The organism is Streptomyces sp. STR69 (assembly GCF_024519455.1).
Classification (GTDB): domain Bacteria; phylum Actinomycetota; class Actinomycetes; order Streptomycetales; family Streptomycetaceae; genus Streptomyces.
Genome location: NZ_JALJRY010000025.1, coordinates 115768 through 135143, shown reverse-complemented (window position 1 = coordinate 135143; position 19376 = coordinate 115768). Strand labels below are relative to the sequence as shown.

Genomic DNA, 19376 nt, shown 5'->3' with positions numbered 1-19376 from the left:
GCACCAGGGCACGCTCCACATAGTCCGCGCCGTGAAGATGTGGTCCCACCACGGGTGAACGGAAGTTGAACGAAGCGGTTATCCGCGGCCCGTAATGGCAGGGTGAGCAGCATGGATGGTCGTGACCTGGTGCGTTCGGTGAAGGTGGTCGGTTCGACGGGGGCGGCGCAGGGGTTGCGTACCGTACGCGCGGCGTGGCGCAGGAAGCGTGCCGACGCCACCGGGTTGCCCGCGCGGGGGGCCGAGCGGGCGCGTGTGCCCGGGCCGGTGCAGGAGGCGGAGCCCGGGCCGGGGGGCGGAGTCATCCGGTTCAGCCGTTCCGAACTGCGCATCACCGTCGCCGTGAACGGGGCGGTCTTCTGGGGCTGGGACGGGGCCGCTCCGGAGCCTTCGTACGCGCTTGCCGGGCGGTGCCCCGAGCCGGACCCCCGGGCCGTCCTGGAGCCGGACAAGGACGGCGGCTGGCGGGTCGTGGCGGAGCGGGTGACGGTCGCCGTGTCGCGGCACGGCGCGGTCGAGGTGCGTACGCCCGGTGGTGTGACCCTGCGCCGGGATCTGCCGCCACGCTGGTGGGAGCCGGTGGGCGGGGGCACGGCTCGCTGGATGCAGCGGTCGGAGGTGGCCGCGGACGCCCGGTTCTTCGGGCTCGGTGGGCGCGCGTCGGGCCCCCGGCTGCGCGACGGGACGTACCGGCTGTGGAACACCGACCCCGGGCATTCGTTCGGACTGGGTGACGATCCGCTGTACATCACGATGCCGGTGCAGCTGGTGGTGGCCGACGCGGCCACCCATCTGGTGTTCCACGACACCTCCTGGGACGGCACGGTGACACTGCGGGAGGGCGAGGAGGGTGCCGGTTCCGGGCACGACCGGGCGGGGGCGTCCGAGCTGCGGATGGACGGCGGTCCGCTGCGCTGCTGGGTGATCGTGGGCACTCCCGCGCGCGTGCTGCACGCCTGGGTCTCGCTGACCGGTGCTCCCGCGCTGCCGCCGGCGTGGGCGCTGGGGCATCATCACGCGCGGTGGGGCTTCGGCAGTGAGCAGGAAGTGCGGCGGATCGTCGCCGGCTACCAGGAGCGTGGTCTGCCGCTGGACGCCGTCCACCTGGACATCGACCACTACGACGAGCACCAGGTGTTCACCGTCGACCACGAGCGGTTCCCGAAGCTGCCGGTGCTCGCCGAGGAGTTGCGGCGGGACGGCATCCGGCTGGTGTCGATCGTCGATCCCGCGGTGAAGGCCGAGCCCGGGAACGCCGTCTATGACAGCGGGACGGCCGTGGACGCCTTCGTGCGGGACGCGTCGGGGCGGTTGGTGCGGGGCGTTGTATGGCCCGGGGAGGCGGTCTTCCCGGACTTCACTCACGCGCGCGTGAGTGAGTGGTGGGGCGGGCTCTACCAGGAGCGGCTCGGGCAGGGGTTCGCGGGTTTCTGGCACGACATGAACGAGCCCACGTCGTTCGCCGCCTTCGGGGAGTCGACGCTGCCGCGTTCGGCCCGGCACGGCCTGGAGGGGCGGGGCGGTGACCATCGTGAGGCGCACAACGTGTACGCGCTGTGCATGGCCAGGGCGGCCTACGAGGCGTTGCGTGAACTGGCCCCCCAGGAGCGGCCGTTCCTCTTCTCGCGTTCGGGGTGGGCCGGGATGCAGGCCTACGGGGGCGCCTGGTCCGGCGATGTGGCCACCGGCTGGCCGGGGCTGCGGGCCTCGCTGTCGCTGGTGATGGGGCTGGGGCTGTGCGGGGTGCCGTACTCGGGTCCGGACGTGGGCGGCTTCGACGGGAGTCCGTCGCCCGAGCTGTATCTGCGCTGGTTCCAACTGGGCGCGTATCTGCCGCTGTTCCGTACGCACGCGAGTCTGCGGGCGGGGCGTCGCGAGCCCTGGGAGTTCGGTGCCGACGTGCTGGAGCACGCGCGCGTGGCGCTCGTCGAGAGACGGCGGCTGCTGCCGTACTTCATGACGCTGGCGCATCTGGCGCGGCGGACCGGGGCGCCGTATGTGCGGCCCCTGTGGTGGGGTGCTCCGGAGGATCGTGCGCTACGGGACTGCGAGGACGCCTTCCTGCTGGGCGACTGCCTCCTGGTGGCGCCGGTGCTCAACCCCGGGTCGGACCGGCGTGCGGTGCAGTTGCCCAGGGGGCGCTGGTACGACACGGAGACGGAGCGGGCGTACGAGGGGCCGGCCCAGGTCCTCGTCGACGCCCCGTTGTCGCGGATTCCGGTCTTCGCGCGCGCGGGTGCAGTGCTGCCGGTGCGCGGTGCGGACGGCGGCCTTGAGTTGGAGGTGTGGGCGCCCGCCCGTGGTCGGACCGGGGGCGGGCTGATGGTGCCGGACGCGGGCGACGGTTGGGACGAACCGGAGATCGAGCGGTACGTCGCCCGCTGGGCGGGCCGGCGGGTGGTCGTGGAGCGGGAGTCGGAGGACGGCGTGAGCGCGCCCTCCTACCCGGTGCGGGTGCGCGGGCTGGGCGAGGTCTGACCTCAGATGTACCGGCCTTCGAACCAGGCCCTGACCGCCACGGAGTGGAGCGGGAAGGCGAGCTCCTCGGGCCTGCGCAGGAGGTGCCAGCCCTCCGTCTCGTCGGTGGCGGCGGACTGGGGCAGGGTTTCGACCGGGCGTTCGGGGAGGACCCCGAAGAGCAGGAGATGGCCGTCGGGCGAGCTGATGGCGTCGACGAGTCGTACGTCACGGCTCGCGGCCTCGATGCCAGTCTCCTCCCTGAGTTCGCGGACGAGGGCCTGCCGCCAGTCCTCGCGGTCGTCGACGTAGCCGCCCGGCAGGGCGACGCCTCCGCGCGCGGGGGCGACGGTTCGGGTGATGACGACCAGGGCGGTGCCCTTCGTGTCGTACACGGGCTGGAGTGCGACGGCGACGGGCAGCGGGTTGCGGTAGGCGACCGTGCCGCAGGCCGGGCAGGTGCGGGGCCAGCCGGAGACGCCCTCTCCGTAGGGCGATCCACAGCTCGAACAGTGGGAGTCCGGCGCGGAGTTGGGGACGGAGCCTTGAGTTTCGGACACCCGGCGGACTGTATCCGATCAAGCGGAGGGCGTATTTCCGGGGGCCGTGCGATTAAACGGGAAACGGCCGGAACCACCCCCGTGGGCCCCGGCCGTCCCTCCCGGTATCACGACGCCGTAGGTGGCTCGATGGTTCACCGAAACGGCCTGCTCATTTTCCGTTGCCCGTGGCACACTTCTGACGTTCCGTCAGATCCAGTGCTGTGGAGGGACGTTGTCGCGGACACGCACACCTGTGGTCACCGATTGGTTCACCGGGGACGGGGACGACTTCCGGTTGCTCGGCACGCGATGCTCGGCGTGCGCCTCGGTCTTCTTCCCGCGTGAGGACGGCCATTGCCGCAATCCGGGCTGCCCGGGCGGCGATCTGGAGGAGATCCCGCTGTCGCGGCGCGGGCGTATCTGGTCGTACACGGACAGCCGGTACCGGCCACCGTCACCGTATGTGAGCGATCCGGAACTTCCGTGGGAGCCGTACGCGTTGATCGCTGTGGAGCTGGAGTCCGAGCGGATCGTGGTGCTCGGGCAGGCGGTTCCCGGGATCACCGTCGCCGATCTGGCGGTGGGCATGGAGGTGGAGGTCGTCCCCGGTGTGCTCGACGAGGACACGGAGACGACCTGGACGACCTGGCACTGGCGGCCTACGGGGGTGGCGGCATGACGGGGGACGTGGCGGTGCTCGGTGCGGGCATGCACCCCTGGGGCAAGTGGGGGCGGAGCTTCGTCGAGTACGGGACGGCGGCGGCCCGGGCCGCGCTCGCCGACGCCGGACTGGAGTGGCGCGACGTCGGCTCGATCGTCGGCGCGGACACGGTGCGTGGCGGGTACCCGGGGTATGTGGCGGGCGCGACGTTCGCGAAGGCGCTGGGCTGGCAGGGTGCCCGGGTGGCGAGCGTGTACGCGGCGTGCGCATCGGGGGCGCAGGCCGTCAACGCCGCGCGGGCGCAGATCCTTTCCGGGCTCGCGGACGTGGTGCTGGTCGTGGGCGCCGACGCCGCTCCCAAGGGGTTCTTCCGGCCGGCCGGCGGGGACCGGCACGACGATCCGGACTGGCTCCGCTTCCGGGTCCTCGGGGCGACGAACCCGACGTACTTCGGGCTGTACGCGCGCCGTCGGATGGCCCTCTACGGGGACACCCCGGAGGACTTCGCCCAGGTGAAGGTGAAGAACGCCGCCCTGGGCGTGCTGAATCCGTACGCGCGCTACCGCAAGCGGGTCTCCGCCGAGGAGGTCGCCGCATCGGCGGTGGTGGCCGATCCGCTGCGGCTGCTCGACATCTGCGCCACCTCGGACGGCGGGGCCGCCCTCGTGCTGTCGAGCATGGAGTTCGCGCGCCGGCACGGGGCGGCGGACCCGGTGCGGATCCGCGCGGTGTCCACGGTGACGCCGCGCTACCCCAACGCGGTGCTGGACCTCCCGGACATCGCCACCGACTCCGCGGCGGGCGCCCCGCCGCCCGACGAGACCTTCCGGGCGTCGATCGCGCGCGCGGCCTACGAGGAGGCCGGCATCGGCCCCGAGGACCTCTCCCTGGCCGAGGTGTACGACCTGTCCACCGCCCTGGAGTTGCAGTGGTACGAGGATCTGGGGCTGTGTGCGGAGGGCGGGGGCGCCAAGCTGCTGCGGGAGGGCGCGACGACCCTGGGCGGGCGCATACCGGTGAACGCGAGCGGCGGGCTGGCCTCCTTCGGGGAGGCGGTGCCGGCACAGGCGATCGCCCAGGTCTGCGAGTTGACCTGGCAGTTGAGAGGCGACGCGGGTGACCGGCAGATAGCCGGGGCGCGGGTGGGGATCACCGCGAACCAGGGGCTGTTCGGGCACGGATCGGCGGTGCTGGCGGTGCGGTGAGCGGTGGAGTGCCGCCCCACCGGTGTGATCGGTCCGCAAGGCGCGTGAACGTCTTATGAACTGGGCCTGGGCGTACGCCGGTGGCGTCATCATGCTGCCGTGCGCTCCTGGACGGATACTCTCCGCTTCGCCTTCCAACCGGTGGTCAATCTGACCACCGGCGGAATCGCGGGCCTGGAGGTACTCGTCCGCCCGGAGACCGGCGACATCCTGGCCGAGGCCCGCCGCGATCCCGAAGTCGACGGCAAGCTGGCCGTGTTGGCGGTCCGTGCCGCCGCCCGCAAGGAGACACTGCTGCCCCTGCACATCAATGTGTTCGCGGGCACCCTCGCCGACCTCGGCGGACTCACCGCACTGCACAGCGCGGTCCGCGAGGCGGGCCGGCTGCCGTGGGAAGTGACGGTCGACATCGTCCCGCCCTTCACGCACGTGCCGCGACGGGCGCTCCTGGAGGCGGTGTCCGCGTTGCGCGGCCAGGGGTTCCGGATCAGTGCCGACGGCGTCGGCGACGGTGACATACCCCTGCGGCTGCTCACGGACCTCGCGCCCGACCTGGTGAAGCTCGACGCGTCGCTGCTGGAACGGCCCGCCGCAGTGCGCGCGATGCGGACCCTGTGCGAGCAGTTGGGCGCGCTGCTGTCCGTGGAGGGGGTGGAGACCGAGGCGCAGTGCGCGACCGCGCGATCGGCCGGGGCGCAGCTGGCTCAGGGCGAGCTGTTCGCGCCGGCGACCCGGGTCCCCGCAGCGGACGTATACGTTCCGCCCCGGCCGCCCGGCCTCGCGCCGACACCGCCGGCCGGGCCGTGGGTACGGGAGTTCGTCCGGCCGGCCGCGCTGTTGCCCGACACCGCGTCCGCCGACCAGGTCCGGGCGCTGCTGACCGGCTCGCCCGACGTCTCCGGAGTGGTGCTGGTGGACCGGGACGGGGTGCCGGTCCGGTCGGTGCACCGGTCCCGCTTCCTGCTGTCGATGTCGGGGCGCTACGGGCACGCCCTGTACGCCGACCGGCCCGCCGCCAAACTCGGGGACGTGCCGCGGACGATCGGCGTCGACGCGACCGCCTGGGAGGTCCTGGACGTCGTCGCGGTCGGCGACGCGGACCGTACGTCGGACGACGTGGCGGTCGTCGACCGGTACGGGCGGTGTGTGGGTGTCGTACGGCTGGCGGATCTGGTGCGGGCGTTGGCCGAGACGCGGGTGGAGGAGGCCGCGGGTCTCAATCCGCTGACGAGGCTGCCCGGTTCGGACGCGATCACCGGTGAGGTGGACCGGCGGATCGCGGACGGGCGGGCGTTCGCGCTGAGTTGGCTGGATGTCGACCACTTCAAGCAGGTCAACGACGGGGCCGGTTTCGCGGCGGGCGACGAGTTGATCCGCTCGGTGGGGCAGGCGCTGCAGCGGGCGGCGAGCGGGCACACGCGCGTGGGGCACATCGGCGGGGACGACTTCCTCGTGCTCACCGATCCCGAAGGGCTGGAGCAACTGGCCGCCGCCGTGCTGAACGTGCCCTGGGCGGCGGGCGGCAGGGCGGTGACTCTGTCCCTGGCCACCGTCCTGTGCGTGCCGGGCAGTGTGGCCGACCACCGGCAGGCGGCCACGTATCTCGCGCCGCTGAAGACGGCCGCGAAGTCGCTGCACGGCACGAGTTGGGTGCTGAGCCAGGCGGGGCTGGGCTCGTACGAGATCCTGCGTGGCACGCCTGTGCCGCCCGTACAGGCCGACCGCACGGCGGCGGAGTCGCACGGGCGCTGAGAGCGGCTCAGCGGCTTCCTACGGGGCTCCAGGGGCCGTCAGGACGGGTGTCACCGTTGCCGTCCGCGACCTTGACGCTCCCTGGGCACCGGTGAACACTTCCCGGTGTCGGTCGACATCGCCGAACATTCTCGGCGTACCAGGCACTGCGCCGCGCGGGCTGCGCCTGCGCTCGGGCCCACTCCCCCAAGGGCGATCTCGGCTGCGACGGCACGCTCGTCACGGACGCCGGGCGGGGCTCGGGACCCTCCCTGCCTTCGGCTGAAGTCGCCAAGGGAACCGCACCCTGCACGGAGGACCGGGGCCGACCGTCCCGGGCCCGGGCCTAGGAGCCGCCATGAGCAATGGAGACATATTTCTCGGCGAGGTCATCGGCACCGCGATCCTGATCCTCTTCGGCGCCGGCGTGGTCGCCGCCGTCGTACTGAACTACTCCAAGGCACAGAACTCCGGTTGGATCGTCATCGCGTTCGGATGGGGTTTCGGCGTGATGGCCGGGGCGTACACGGCCGCGCCGCTGTCCGGTGGGCAGCTCAATCCCGCGGTCACGATCGGCATCGCCATCGACACCGGGAAGTGGGACAAGGTCCCGCTCTACATCGCGGGGCAGATGGTCGGCGCCATGCTCGGCGCGGTGCTGTGCTGGCTGGTCTACTTCGCGCAGTTCCAGGCCAACGCCGAGGAGGAGATGGCGCAGCCCACGCTCGGGATCTTCTCCACCTCGCCCACGATCCGCAACGTCGTGGCGAACCTGATGACGGAGATCATCGCGACCATCGCGCTGGTCCTGCCGATCCTGGCCTTCGGGCTCACCAAGGGACTGGGCGAGTCCGGCACGGCGGTGCTTGTGGTGTCGTTCCTGGTGGTCGGTATCGGTCTGTCGCTCGGCGGGCCCACCGGGTACGCCATCAACCCGGCCCGCGACCTGGGTCCCCGCATCGTCCACTCGCTGCTCCCGATCCCCAACAAGGGCACTTCGGACTGGAGTTACGCGTGGATCCCGGTAGCGGGGCCGCTGATCGGCGGGGCGCTCGCCGGAGTGATCTTCAACGCAGCCTTCTGACAACGGTCTTCGAGCAGTCTTCCGAGAGCACCCTCCAAAGGATCCGAGGGAAACGACAAAGGGGTCGTCATGACGGACAAGTTCGTCGCCGCAATCGACCAGGGCACCACCTCCAGCCGCTGCATCGTCTTCAACCAGGACGGCGCGATCGTCGCCGTCGACCAGCGTGAGCACCGCCAGATCTTCCCCAAGCCGGGCTGGGTGGAGCACGACGCCACCGAGATCTGGTCCAAGGTGCAGGCGGTGGTCGCCGGCGCCATCGCCAAGGCCGGACTGCGCGCCGACCAGCTCAGCGCGCTCGGCATCACCAACCAGCGGGAGACGACGGTCCTTTGGGACCGTGCCACCGGCAAACCCGTGCACAACGCCATCGTGTGGCAGGACACCCGCACCGCGGCCCTGTGCAAGCAGTTGGGCGGCTCGGACGGTCCTGACCGGTTCCGCGAACAGACCGGGCTGCCGCTCGCCAGCTACTTCTCCGGGCCCAAGGCGGCCTGGCTGCTCGACAACGTGCCCGGTCTCAGGGACCGCGCCGAGCGCGGCGAGATCGCCTTCGGGACGATCGACTCCTGGCTGATCTGGAACCTCACCGGCGGCACCGACGGCGGTCGGCACGTCACCGACGTGACCAACGCCGGGCGCACCATGCTGATGAACCTGGAGACCCTCCAGTGGGACCCGTCCATCCTCGCCGCGATGAACGTGCCCGAGGCGATCCTCCCCGAGATCAGGTCCTCGGCCGAGGTCTACGGCACCGCGATCGGCCAACTCGCGGGCGTGCCCGTGGCGTCGGCCCTGGGCGACCAGCAGGCGGCCGTGTTCGGGCAGGCCTGCTACGACGTGGGCACCGCGAAGAACACCTACGGCACGGGCAGCTTCCTGTTGCTCAACACGGGGAACCGGCCGGTGCCTTCGAAGAACGGGCTCCTCACCACGATGGGCTACAAGATCGGCGACGAGGCGCCCGTCTACTGTCTGGAGGGATCAATAGCCATAACGGGCGCGCTCGTTCAGTGGTTCCGGGACCAACTCGGCATCATCCGCAGCGCCGACGAGATCGAGAGCCTGGCCGCGAGTGTGGACGACAACGGGGGCGCGTACATCGTGCCCGCGTTCTCCGGGCTGTTCGCGCCCTACTGGCGCTCGGACGCGCGCGGTGTCGTCACCGGGCTGACGCGGTACGTCACCAAGGGGCACCTCGCGCGCGCGGTGCTGGAGGCGACGAGCTGGCAGACGCGGGAGGTCGTGGACGCCATGTTCCAGGACTCCGGGGTGCAGATCACCACCCTGAAGGTGGACGGCGGCATGACCAAGAACAACCTGCTGATGCAGCACCAGGCGGACGTACTCGACGTACCGGTGATCCGGCCCAAGGTCTCCGAGACGACCTGCCTGGGCGCCGCCTACGCGGCCGGGCTCGCCACCGGGGTGTGGAACGGCCTGGACGAGCTGAAGTCCCACTGGCAGAAGGACGTCGAGTGGACGCCCTCCATGGAGTCCTCGGTGCGGGACCGCGAGTACCACAACTGGCGCAAGGCCGTGGAGAAGAGCTTCGGCTGGCTGGAGGAGGGCGACAACTAGGCACGCGCGCGTGCGTGGTTGATGAGGCACACGCGCGTGCGTCCTTCGACGAGCTGCGGCCCGTACCCCGGTCGGCGGAGGTACGGGCCGCTCCCGCGGCTCAGCTGGTGACGCTCTGGCGGCGCTTCGCACCGTAGGCCATCGCGTGCTGGACGACCTCGATGAGGACCTCTTTGACCGACGACCGGTCGCGCGCGTCGCACAGCATGAGCGGTACGTCCTGGTCGAGGTCCAGGGCCTGCCGTACGGTCTCCACCGGGTAACGGGAGGCGCCCTCGAAGCAGTTGACGCCGACGACGAAGGGTATGGAGCGCCGCTCGAAGTAGTCGAGGGCGGCGAAGCAGTCCTCCAGGCGGCGGGTGTCGGCGAGTACGACGGCGCCGAGCGAGCCCTCGGAGAGCTCGTCCCACATGAACCAGAAGCGCTCCTGGCCCGGCGTGCCGAACAGGTAGAGCACCAGGTCGTCCCGCAGGGTGATGCGGCCGAAGTCCATGGCCACGGTGGTGGTGTGCTTGCCCTCCACACCACTGGTGTCGTCGACCGGACGCCCCGCCTCGGTGAGCAGCTCCTCCGTGCGCAGCGGCCTGATCTCGCTGACCGCGCCGACGAGGGTGGTCTTGCCCACGCCGAAGCCGCCGGCCACCAGGATCTTGAGCGTGACGGGCTCGACCGGAGGCTTGCCTCGCTCAGAACGCCCGAAGATCATCGATCTCTTCTCCTGCTTGATGGGGGGCGGATCAGATTCCGCGCCGCTCACAGTGCCCGCAGGCCGCTGATGACGTCGCGGAGAATACTCTCGTCGACCAGTTCGGCCGGGGGTACGGGCCGTGAGACATGGACGAGCTCCTCGTCCACGAGGTCTCCGATGAGGACCCGTATCACGCCGATGGGCAGGTCGAGTTCGGCGGCGAGTTCGGCGACCGACTGCGGGGCGTCACGGCACAGACCGACGATGTCCACGTGTTCCGGGGACAGCGCCTGGTCCGCTTCGAATTCGTCCGCCCGGGACTCCGCGACCACGACCGCGATCAGGTCGAGGCGGTGCTGTGCCGCACTGGTGGTACGGCCGCGCGTCATGGCGTACGGACGGACGACCGGTCCGGCCTCGTCGTCGAACCAGTGGCCTCTTCCCTGACCGTCTCTGCTCATGTCACTTCACTACCCGCCGGAGGACAGATCGGTGCGCGGAGCGGCACCGAGATGCACACCGACCCGCTTCACGAGCAGTGTCATCTCGTAGGCGACCTGTCCGACGTCCGAGTCCGCGTCGGCCAGCACGGCGAGGCAGCTGCCGTCACCGGCGGCCGTCACGAACAGGAAGGCCTCGTCGAGCTCGACGACGGTCTGCCGTACGCTGCCCGCCTCGAAGTGACGGCCGACGCCCTTGGCGAGGCTGTGGAAGCCGGAGGCGACGGCGGCCAGGTGTTCGCTGTCCTCGCGGGTCAGATCCTGGGACACGCCGGTGGGCAGACCGTCGCCGGAGAGCACGATCGCCTTGCGGATGCTGGCGACGCGCTCGACGAGGTCGTCGAGGAGCCAGTTCAGCCCGCGCTGGTCGGTCGTGTCGTGGCCGGTCGCCTTTGGTGCGGTCATCGACCGTCCCCCTTAGTTCCTTGTGCTGTGCCGCCTTGGACGTCGTCGTCCTCGGCGTTCTCCTCGCGGCCACGCTGCCAGCCGCGTTGGAGGGAGGCCATGCGGCTGCGTACCTCGTCGGCGTCGCGCTCCACGACCTCCGCCGGGCTCGTGGTGCGCCGTTCGGGGTCCTTCTTCAGCTGTGGGGCCAGGTTGGCCTGGCGCACGCGCCTGGGCAACGCCCCCGGGTCGGGCCCGTTGCCGCCCGGTGAGGTGCCGGAGTCCGGAATGCTGGACGCGATCTCGGCACGCCGGGTGCGTCGGGGCAGGGAGGGGGTCTCGGGCGGCTCGCCGGATCCGCGCCCCGGGGGCACCGAGGACTCGGCGCGTCCCCCAGGCACGTCGGTACGGCGCCGTAGCGGCGTGTCACCGCGCCGCCGGGCCGGCAGCGGTGCCGGGGTCTCCGGGTCGGCTCCGCCCTGGCCCCGGGCCGTGGAGAGACCGTCCGCGGAATCCCCCGGTTCCCGTCGCGAGCGCTGTTCGACGACCGGGCGTCCGTGCGAGCTGACGAGCTTGGGCGTCCGGCGCCGGCGCCGGGGCAGCGGAAGCGGGTCGCTCCGGTGGGCGTCCGCGTCCTCGCGCGGTCCGTCGTGGGCCTCTGAGGCCTGCGGACGGGGCTCTACGGGGCGGACGGGGGCGAGGTCGTCCCGGAGGCCCGGGCGGCGCGGGCGGAAGACCTCGCCGCGCTCACCGTCCTCGTCGCCGAGGGCGTTCGGGAAGCCGGCGAGGGCGTCCAGGTCGACCGGGGCCTCCAGTTCGACCGGCCCGTCCAGGAGGGCGGGCGGAAGGCCGGGAAGCTTCGCGGGCACCTGGGAGAGCGCGGAGCGGTGGCTCTCCTCGTACTCGGCCTCCTTCGTCGGCTGGGGCCGGTCGAGACGGAAGCCGATGCCGTTGGTGTCCGGGACCTCGTCGCTCAGCAGGGCGTCGGGGATGAACACGACGGCGGTCGTGCCGCCGTACGGGGAGGGCTGGAGGGAGACGCGGACGTTCTGCCTCTGGGCGAGGCGGCTGACCACGAACAGGCCCAGCCGGTCGGTGTCGGAGAGTTCGAACTCGGGTGTCTCGGCGAGCCGGAGATTCGCGTCCAGGAGCGCGTCGGCCGCCATGCCGAGGCCTCGGTCGTGGATCTCCAGGGTGAAGCCGTTGGCGACCCGTTCCCCCAGGACCTGCACGGCGGTGTGCGGCGGGGAGAACACCGTGGCGTTCTCCAGGAGTTCGGCCACCAGGTGGGTGAGGTCCGCGACGGCGGGCCCGGTGACGGCGATCCGCGGCAGCCGGCGGACCTCGATGCGTTCGTAGTCCTCGACCTCGGCGACGGCCGCGCGGACGATGTCCATGAGCTGGACCGGCTTGCGCCACTGCCGGGACGGGGCGGCCCCGGAGAGGATCACCAGGCCCTCGGCGTGGCGGCGCATACGGGTCGTCAGGTGGTCGAGGCGGAACAGGTCGGCGAGTTCGTCGGTGTCCTCGGTCCTGCGCTCCATGGTGTCGAGCAGGGTGAGCTGCTTGTGCAGCAGGACCTGGCTGCGTCGGGCGAGGTTGACGAAGACCTCGGAGACGCCGGACCGCAACTCGGCCTGTTTCACGGCGGCTTCGACAGCGGCGCGCTGCAGGGTGTTGAGTGCCTGGCCGACCTCGCCGATCTCGTTCCTGTCGTACTCCAGGCGCGGGACCTCGGTCTCCACGTCGACGACCTCGCCGACGGACAGGCGGCGCATCACGCTGGGCAGCCGGACGCCGGACGCCTCGTGGGCGTCCAGGCGGAGTTGACGCAGGTCGCGGATGAGGCCGCGGCCGATGCGCACGGACAGGAAGAGCGAGAGGAGCAGGGCGATCAGGCCGAGGACGCCGGCGACGGCCGCCTTCAGGATGACGTTCATCGCGACGGGCCGGACGCGGTCCTGATAGCGGTCGTTGGCCTGGTCGTCGAGAGTGCCGAGCTTGTCCAGCACGGCGCCGGCCGCGGTGTTCCAGGTCTGCGCGGTGACGTTGCGGGGCTCGCCGGACTCGGAGGAGGCGGCGGCCTGTTCGGCCACGCGGAGCGGGGCGCTGGCCGCGTTCTTCCAGAAGCGGTCGAAGTGGTCGCGCTCCGAGGAGGGCAGCAGCGGCAGGTTGACGTCGTACATCAGGGTGCGCTGGGCCACGAGGTCGGAGACGGCGCGGGTCTCGTCCCGGGTGAGCTTGCCGACGATCAGCGAGGAGCCGAGCAACGCGTCCTCACGGGAGAGGAGTTCACGCGCGCGTGCGAGGTTGACGAGGGCGCGGTACTGCTTGTCCATCTCGACGTTGTCGACGACGTGGAGGTTGGTCAGCAGCACGTAGCAGGGGTCGACCAGGCGGTTGTAGAGATCGAGGGCCTGGGCGCGGTTCACGGTGCCGTCCTCGACGCTGCGCCGCAGGGACGTGAGGCCGTCGAAGGCGTCGAGCACGGCGGAGACGCGGCTGTCGGTGGTCTGGCCCAGCGCGTCGCGGACGTCGGGGTTCCGGGCGTTCCTGCGGATCTTGGCGACGGCTGCGTCGGTCGCGGTGCGGCTGTGCTTCAGGTCGGTGAGGCCGTCGGCGGCGCGCGGGTCGGCGAGATAGACCAGCGACTGGCGTCGTTCCTGCTGGATGACGCGGACGGTGTCCTCGGTGGGGTAGCCGATCTTCTCGACGACCGACGACACGTTGAACAGGTCTCCGGCCGCCCGGCCGGTGAGGACCGTGGCGAACGCCCAGATCGCGGTCAGGGACACGAGCGGCACGAGAAGGAGCGCCACGATCTTCCGGCGGATGGACTTCCCGCGAAAGCGCATGGCCTCCCCCAGCTGGACCCCCGCCGGCCGGGGGTACACATGTGCGTCAACAAACGGCGCGAGCCTACTACTGACACACAGGTAACTCGAAGAGCTGTCCGGAGCGTGAACTTCCGCACCAGAGACCGGACATGGGGAGGTGTCAGGTCATTACGGGAGATTGCCGCCCCGAATCCGCGAGGTTCGCCGGACCTGACCGGATCGACCCGCTTGGCCAGTTGGCTGGAATTTTTCGTTCGTTGGGAATCTTCGTGGGATGTTGTTCGTCTTTCTCTACGGGATATGGGTGCGGAACCGGCCACAGGAGCCGCATCCGCATCCGGGCGGCGTAAAACAGGGCAGGCCGGGCACCCACTGGGGAGCCGGAGTCTTCGGACTCGGGAGCGAGTGGTGTACCGGCGGTGGGGAGGACACGTTGATGGGCACGGCGGAGCGGCAAGAGGCGCTTGAGGACGGCGTGGCGGCGCGCTCGACGGGGGACGGCGAGGCTCCGGCGCGCTCGGGCGCACCGAAGGCGGCGGGGTTCGAGGGGCCGCGTGCGGCCCGCGCGACAGCCGAACAGCAGGAGTACTACAGGCCGTTGTGGATCGAGGAGCCCGCGCGTCGGCGTCGGCTGCCCGATCCGGTGCGTACGGCGGCCGTGCGGGCGGTGCTCATCATCGCCGTGACGCTTATTCAGGCGACGGTGGCCTTTCTGTGCACGATGGCCGGGTCCTGGCTGGCGTTCCCGATGGTGATCAGCAGCGTGGTCAGCACGGTGGTGGCCACCTGGGGCGCCCTGGACGTATGGGTGACCCGCCAGATGTGGAACCAGCGCAACGGCGTGGTCTCGGAGCCCAGCAGTACGGCACGGGCCCTCCGCCGTGAGCGGCGTCGGGCCCAGCGTCAGGCGAAGGCCACCCGGCGGGCGCAGGAGCGGATAACCCGCAAGGGCGGCGCCGGGCAACTGTCGCAGTCCCACTCCTAGGTTCGCCTACGGGGTGGTCGGCGCCGGTCGCTTGAACATCCGGGTCGCCGTGATCTCGCTGTGCACCGACTCCCCTTCTCCGGCGGGGGCCTGCTGCGGCAGTCCCGGCCGGAGGTGTTCCTCCACGCTGATGTACTTGAGGCCGGCCCGCAGGTCGGCGTCGTTGCGCAGCCGGATGACCAGCGGGAACTCGGCCAGTGCCGTCGTGTCGAACAGGCCGGTGGTGTACAGGAGTTGGACACCGAGCGCGTCGGACACGGCGCGCTGCAGCTCCAGCAGATAGGTGGCGTTGGCCCGCCCGATGGGGTTGTCGAGGAAGAGCGTGCCGGCGTGCCGGTGCTTGTCGCGGCCCCGGTCGTTGGAGCGCAGCGCGGCCATCGTGCAGTACAGGGCGATGGCCGCGGTGAGCAGCTGACCGCCGGAGAACACGTCGCCCATCTGCCCGACGGGGACCCGCTCGGCACGCAGTACGGCGTCCGGCTTGAGGATCTCGACGGCGACCCCCTTGGGCTCCAGGGCCGCTCCAACTCCCCTCAGCAGCAAGGACATTCCGTCACGCCGCATGTCGGAGTTCTTCTTCACGGCGGCCCGGGTGGCCTCGTCCACGACCTCGCCGAGCCGCTCGGTCAGCGTGGCCTGGTCGGGCTCCTCGAAGCGGATGCGCAGGAACTCCTGCCCGGACCACTCGCCGAGCCCCTCCGGCAGCCGGGACAGCCGCTGCGCGGACCTCAGGGTGGCGAACGCCGACTCGACGAGGCCGCGGAGCCGGTCCACGATCGAGTCGCGGTTGCGCTCCAATTGCGCCAACTCGTCGGTGAGGACCCGCAGTCGGGGCGCGAAGGCGTCGGCCCACTTCTGCGCGTGCTCGGGCAGGGAGGACGCGGGCAACTCACGGATCTGCTGCCGCGCGGGGGTCCGCACCTGCTCGTACCGCGTGGAGTTGGCGTGCCGCACGAGCACATCGCTCGCTTCCCGTACGGCGCCCTCGGCGGCGGACAGGTCGGCGGCGCAGCCGCGCAGCGAGCGACGGGCCTCGGCGGCGGAGTGCCGGGCTTCCTCCACGCTGCCCGGGTACGGCTCGGGCTCCTCCTGCTCCTCGTCCGAGGAGTGTTCGCGCAGCAGGTCACGCAGCATCGCGGCGGTCTCGTCGAAGCCGCCGGCCCCGTCCTCGGCGGCGCGGTGGGCGTCGAGGAGTTCGGCGTGCGCCTCGCGGGCCTGGCCCAACGCGTCGGCGCGGGAGGCGACTTCGGCCGTGGCGGTGCGCAGCAGTGCCTGGGCGTGTTCGGCGTCGCGCGGGACCAGTTCCTCGGCCAGCTCGGTGTGCGCCTCGCCGTCCACGGGCGCGTGCCGTTCGGCCTCGCCGCGCAGCCGCCCGAGCTGCTCGCTCGCGTTCGACACCCGGGTCTCCAACAACTGCACCAGCTCCTCGGCACGCGCCGCGGCGGCCTGCCGGGACGGCCCGTCGGAGCCGTCGGGTGACTCCAACAACTGGGCCGCGCGGGTACGGACCTTGTTGCTGAGCCGGTCCAACTCGGCGATGGCCGCGCTCTCGTCGCTCTCCGCCCGCGCCTGCTCGGCCCGCAGGTCGGCGCCGACGCCGACCTTCTCGTAGAGCTGGGACGCGGCGCGATAGGCCTCACGCAGGGCGGGCAGCGACGGCTTCGGAGCGGCGGGGTCGTCCGCCGGTACGTCGTCGGGGGCGCCCGCGATCTCGGAGCGCTCGGCACGCAGCGCGCGGGCCGTACGGCGGGCGTCGTCGGCGGCGCGCTGGGCGGCGCGGCGGTCCTCGTCGGCTGCGCGGGCACGCTCCAGGCAGGACTGCGCGCGGGCCTCCGACTCGGTTGCCTCGTCGGCGAGTTCGCGCAGCTTGACCTGCCAGCCGGCACGCTCCCGCAGCCGGAAGGCGAGTCCTGCGAGGGCGTCGGCGGCACGCCGGGCCTTCTGTGCGGTCTCCTGCCGCTCGTCGCGCGCCTGGGCGGCCTCGGCGGCGGCTTCGTCCGCCTCGGCCCGCACGGTCCGCGCCTCGGCGAGCTCGGCCTCGGCCTCCTCGGCGAACGCGCGCGTGTCCTGCGCGGACCGCGCCAGCTCGACCAGCCGCCCGCTCGGACAGCCGGTTCGCCAGGAGGCGAGCCGCGCCGCCAGTTCCCGGTCCTTGCCGAGCCGTGCGGCGAGCGTGCGGATCTCCTCGTCCCGCTCGGTGGCCCGGGCGCGCAGTGCCTGCCGCTCCTCGTCGGCGGCGTGTTCGTCGTGCATGGCCGGGTTCGGCGGTACGAGGAAGACGTCGCTGTCCCCCGCGTCGGGCGCCGGAGTCGGGGCCAGCAGGGCGGCGGCCGTACCGACCGCCACGGCGGAGCGGGGCAGCAGAGCCGCCTCGCTGAGCGCCTCGCGGGCACGCGCGTGCGTGGCCGGGTCGGTGATGATCACACCGTCGACCAGCTCGGGCCGGGCGGCCAGCACGCGCGCGTGGTCGACGGGATCGACGGCCTGCGCGAGGTAACGCCAGCCGGGCAGGGCCGGGATGCCGTGCTCGCCCAGGTACTCGACGGTGGCCAGCACGTCCGGGCCGGGCGGCAGCAGTCCGCCGTCTCCGAGCGCCCCGAGGATCCGGGAGTCGTCGGCGGCGGCGGTACGCAGGTCGAAGAGCTGTCGCTCGCTGGAGGCGACCCCGTCGTCGAGCAGTTCGCGCAACTCGTCGGCGAAGCGGTCGAGTTCCTCGGGGGTGAGGGGGCCTTCGGCGAGCGGGCGGCTGGGCCTGGTGGTGCCGGAGTGGGTGACGGAGGCGGTGTCGGCGGCAGAACTGCCGCTCGCCGCAACCTCGTTGGCGCCACGCGGCACCGGCACACCACCGGTACCACCGGCGCCCGGCAGGCTCAGCAGCTCCGCCAGCCGCTCCTCCCCCGCCAGTCCCTCGGCGAGGCGCCGTTCCGCGTCGTAGGTCCGCTCGGCGGCGGTCGCCGCGTCGGACGCGCGGGCCGCCGTCAACTCCGCGCGGGACTCGGCGGAAGCCGTTTCGCGCGCGTGCTCGGACGCACGCCGCGATGCCTCGCGCGCGGTGTCCCAGGCGGCCACGGCCGTCTTCTCGGCGTCGCTCGCCGCCAGGGCCGCGCGGGCCGGGTCGGCGTCGGGTGCGCTGTCGTCGAGCCAGCCCGCGCGTACCGCCTCGGCGGTCTCCTGCTCGACCTCGGACAGACGCTGGCGCAGATGCCCGATCTCGCTGCGGGCGCGCTGTGCCTCGGTGGCGGCGGAGGTCGCGTCCCGGTGGGAGGACTCACCGACCTCCTGAAGGGCGCCGGAGCGCTCCTCGCCCTCGTTGGCGAGGTTCTCGGCGCTCTCCGCGGCCTCGTGCAGGGCCCGCACGAGGTCGACGGCGGCCTTGGCGCGGGCGGCGAGCGCGGGTGCGGCGTCCCGCTCGGCCTCGCGGATGGCGACGGCCACGCGCGCGGAGCGGTCGGCGGCGGCGCGGTGGCGCAGGACGGCCTCGGCGGCCTGCCAGGCGGAGTGCAGTGTGCGCGCGTCGGCGAGTTCGCGCTTCTGCGCGGCGGCGGACTTCTCCGTGGTGGCGAGCGCCAACGAGGCGTGCCGGTAGGCCAGTTCGGCGGCGATCAGCGCGCTGCGCTCGCGCGCCCCCTCGGAGTGCGTGACGGCGTATGCGGCGGCGGTGACGCGCTGGGCGAGGTCGGCGGCCCTGACCCGCTCCTGCGCGCCCCGCGCGGACAACCGGCGGGCCAGGGTGCGTGTGCGGCGCTCGGCGCCTGCGTGGATGTCACGCGCGCGTGCCCGTCCCTCGGCGGCCTCGACGATCCGGCCGAGCAGGTCCACGGACCCCGCCGTGAAGTCCCGTTCGGCGATCAGCTCGGCGCGTCGCCCCAGCTTGTTGCCGAAGCCGCCGACCAGGTCGGCGAGCCCGTCGGTGTCCCGGGTGTCGGTGACCGCGCGCAGCAGCAGGTCGGTGAAGTCGGAGTCCTTCTTGACCGCGAAGAGGCCGGCGGCCTCGCCCTCGTCGGCGTTCATCTCCCGCTGGTAGCGGAAGAGTTCGGGGTCGAGGCCCAGGTCGCCCAGGTGCTCGATCCACCGGTCGTGGATCTCCTCCCAGTGGACTTCGAGGTGGGGATACGCCTTGCCCGACTCGGTGATGGCGTCCCGGAACCCCTTCATGGTGCGTCGACGGCCCTGCGCGCCGGACGCGCCCTCGACGGGCGGCCGTACGGAAGTGGCCTCGGCGACAGGGAGGTTGTCCAGGCTCAGCCCGGGTCCCGGGCGGAACGAGTACCAGGCCTCGGCGAACTTCCGCGGGTCGTTGGAGACTTGGCGCCCCCGCCACTCGCTGACCTTGCCGACGACCACGCACTCGCCGGTCAGCGTGTGCTGCCACTCCAGGGCGACATGGCCGCAGTCGTCCGCGAGGAGGAACTTGCGCAGCACTCCGGAGCTGGCGCCGCCCAGGGTGTTGCGGTGTCCCGGCAGCATCACCGAGAAGATCAGCTTGAGCAGGACGGACTTGCCGCCGCCGTTCTCCAGGAAGAGCACACCGGCGGGCGCGGGGCGGCGCGGCGGACCGACGGGCTCGTCCTCGAAGAACTCCGCCTGGGTGGGGGCGGGGTCGGGCACGGGCTTGCCCACGCCTCGCAGGTCAAGCACGGTGTCGGCGTAGCGCGCACCGGCGGGCCCGATGGAGTAGAGGCGGACCCGGGACAGCTCGTACATGGCGGACTCTCGTCGTA

Annotated in this window: 13 protein-coding genes; 7 read left to right on the top strand and 6 right to left on the bottom strand. The window is 72.1% G+C overall.

The window, feature by feature from the left end:
- Positions 1 to 111: 111 nt before the first annotated feature.
- Positions 112 to 2478 (top strand): TIM-barrel domain-containing protein, encoded by a 2367-nt coding sequence (locus OC490_RS36780; protein ID WP_262062387.1) that lies wholly within the window; start codon positions 112 to 114, stop codon positions 2476 to 2478.
- Positions 2479 to 2480: 2 nt separating this feature from the next.
- Here the strand turns inward: OC490_RS36780 and OC490_RS36775 are convergent, their stop codons facing one another.
- Positions 2481 to 3017 carry an NUDIX domain-containing protein gene (locus OC490_RS36775; protein ID WP_262062386.1) on the bottom strand — a complete coding sequence of 179 codons (537 nt, stop codon included), beginning with the start codon at positions 3015 to 3017 and terminating at the stop codon, positions 2481 to 2483.
- 235 nt (positions 3018 to 3252) lie between these two features.
- Between OC490_RS36775 and OC490_RS36770 the strand changes: the two genes are divergently transcribed.
- The 5 genes from OC490_RS36770 to glpK all read left to right on the top strand — a co-directional run bounded on the left by OC490_RS36770 (position 3253) and on the right by glpK (position 9261).
- Positions 3253 to 3678 carry a Zn-ribbon domain-containing OB-fold protein gene (locus OC490_RS36770; RefSeq protein ID WP_262062385.1) on the top strand — a complete coding sequence of 142 codons (426 nt, stop codon included), beginning with the start codon at positions 3253 to 3255 and terminating at the stop codon, positions 3676 to 3678.
- Entirely contained in the window at positions 3675 to 4865 is a 1191-nt protein-coding gene (locus tag OC490_RS36765; RefSeq protein WP_262062384.1) for a lipid-transfer protein, read from the top strand. The genes OC490_RS36770 and OC490_RS36765 overlap by 4 nt, the downstream gene beginning before the upstream one ends.
- A gap of 99 nt (positions 4866 to 4964) precedes the next feature.
- The gene (locus OC490_RS36760; protein ID WP_262062383.1) at positions 4965 to 6617 is read left to right on the top strand and encodes a GGDEF domain-containing protein; all 1653 of its coding nucleotides are present in this window, start codon (positions 4965 to 4967) and stop codon (positions 6615 to 6617) included.
- Positions 6618 to 6954: 337 nt separating this feature from the next.
- Positions 6955 to 7680 carry an MIP/aquaporin family protein gene (locus tag OC490_RS36755; protein WP_262062382.1) on the top strand — a complete coding sequence of 242 codons (726 nt, stop codon included), beginning with the start codon at positions 6955 to 6957 and terminating at the stop codon, positions 7678 to 7680.
- Positions 7681 to 7749: 69 nt separating this feature from the next.
- Positions 7750 to 9261 (top strand): glycerol kinase GlpK, encoded by a 1512-nt coding sequence (glpK, locus tag OC490_RS36750; RefSeq protein WP_262062381.1) that lies wholly within the window; start codon positions 7750 to 7752, stop codon positions 9259 to 9261.
- A gap of 100 nt (positions 9262 to 9361) precedes the next feature.
- Here glpK and OC490_RS36745 read toward each other — a convergent pair whose 3' ends face one another.
- The 4 genes from OC490_RS36745 to OC490_RS36730 are packed head-to-tail and all read right to left on the bottom strand — an operon-like array spanning position 9362 to position 13688.
- Complete coding sequence (locus OC490_RS36745; protein ID WP_262062380.1) at positions 9362 to 9967, bottom strand: GTP-binding protein; 606 nt, start codon at positions 9965 to 9967, stop codon at positions 9362 to 9364.
- 47 nt (positions 9968 to 10014) lie between these two features.
- On the bottom strand, positions 10015 to 10410 hold the full coding sequence (locus OC490_RS36740) for a DUF742 domain-containing protein (protein ID WP_262062379.1): 396 nt from the start codon (positions 10408 to 10410) through the stop codon (positions 10015 to 10017).
- A gap of 9 nt (positions 10411 to 10419) precedes the next feature.
- Entirely contained in the window at positions 10420 to 10854 is a 435-nt protein-coding gene (locus tag OC490_RS36735) for a roadblock/LC7 domain-containing protein (protein ID WP_093624343.1), read from the bottom strand.
- The gene (locus tag OC490_RS36730) at positions 10851 to 13688 is read right to left on the bottom strand and encodes a nitrate- and nitrite sensing domain-containing protein (RefSeq protein WP_262062378.1); all 2838 of its coding nucleotides are present in this window, start codon (positions 13686 to 13688) and stop codon (positions 10851 to 10853) included. Before OC490_RS36730 ends, OC490_RS36735 begins: the two co-directional genes overlap by 4 nt.
- Before the next feature lie 418 nt (positions 13689 to 14106).
- Here OC490_RS36730 and OC490_RS36725 point away from each other — a divergent pair, with 418 nt between their 5' ends.
- Positions 14107 to 14655, top strand: a complete 549-nt coding sequence (locus OC490_RS36725) for a hypothetical protein (protein WP_262062377.1) — start codon at positions 14107 to 14109, stop codon at positions 14653 to 14655.
- A 6-nt stretch (positions 14656 to 14661) separates the two neighbouring features.
- On the opposite strand, the gene OC490_RS36720 is transcribed toward OC490_RS36725, so the two are convergent.
- On the bottom strand, positions 14662 to 19359 hold the full coding sequence (locus OC490_RS36720; protein ID WP_262062376.1) for a hypothetical protein: 4698 nt from the start codon (positions 19357 to 19359) through the stop codon (positions 14662 to 14664).
- Positions 19360 to 19376: the final 17 nt, after the last annotated feature.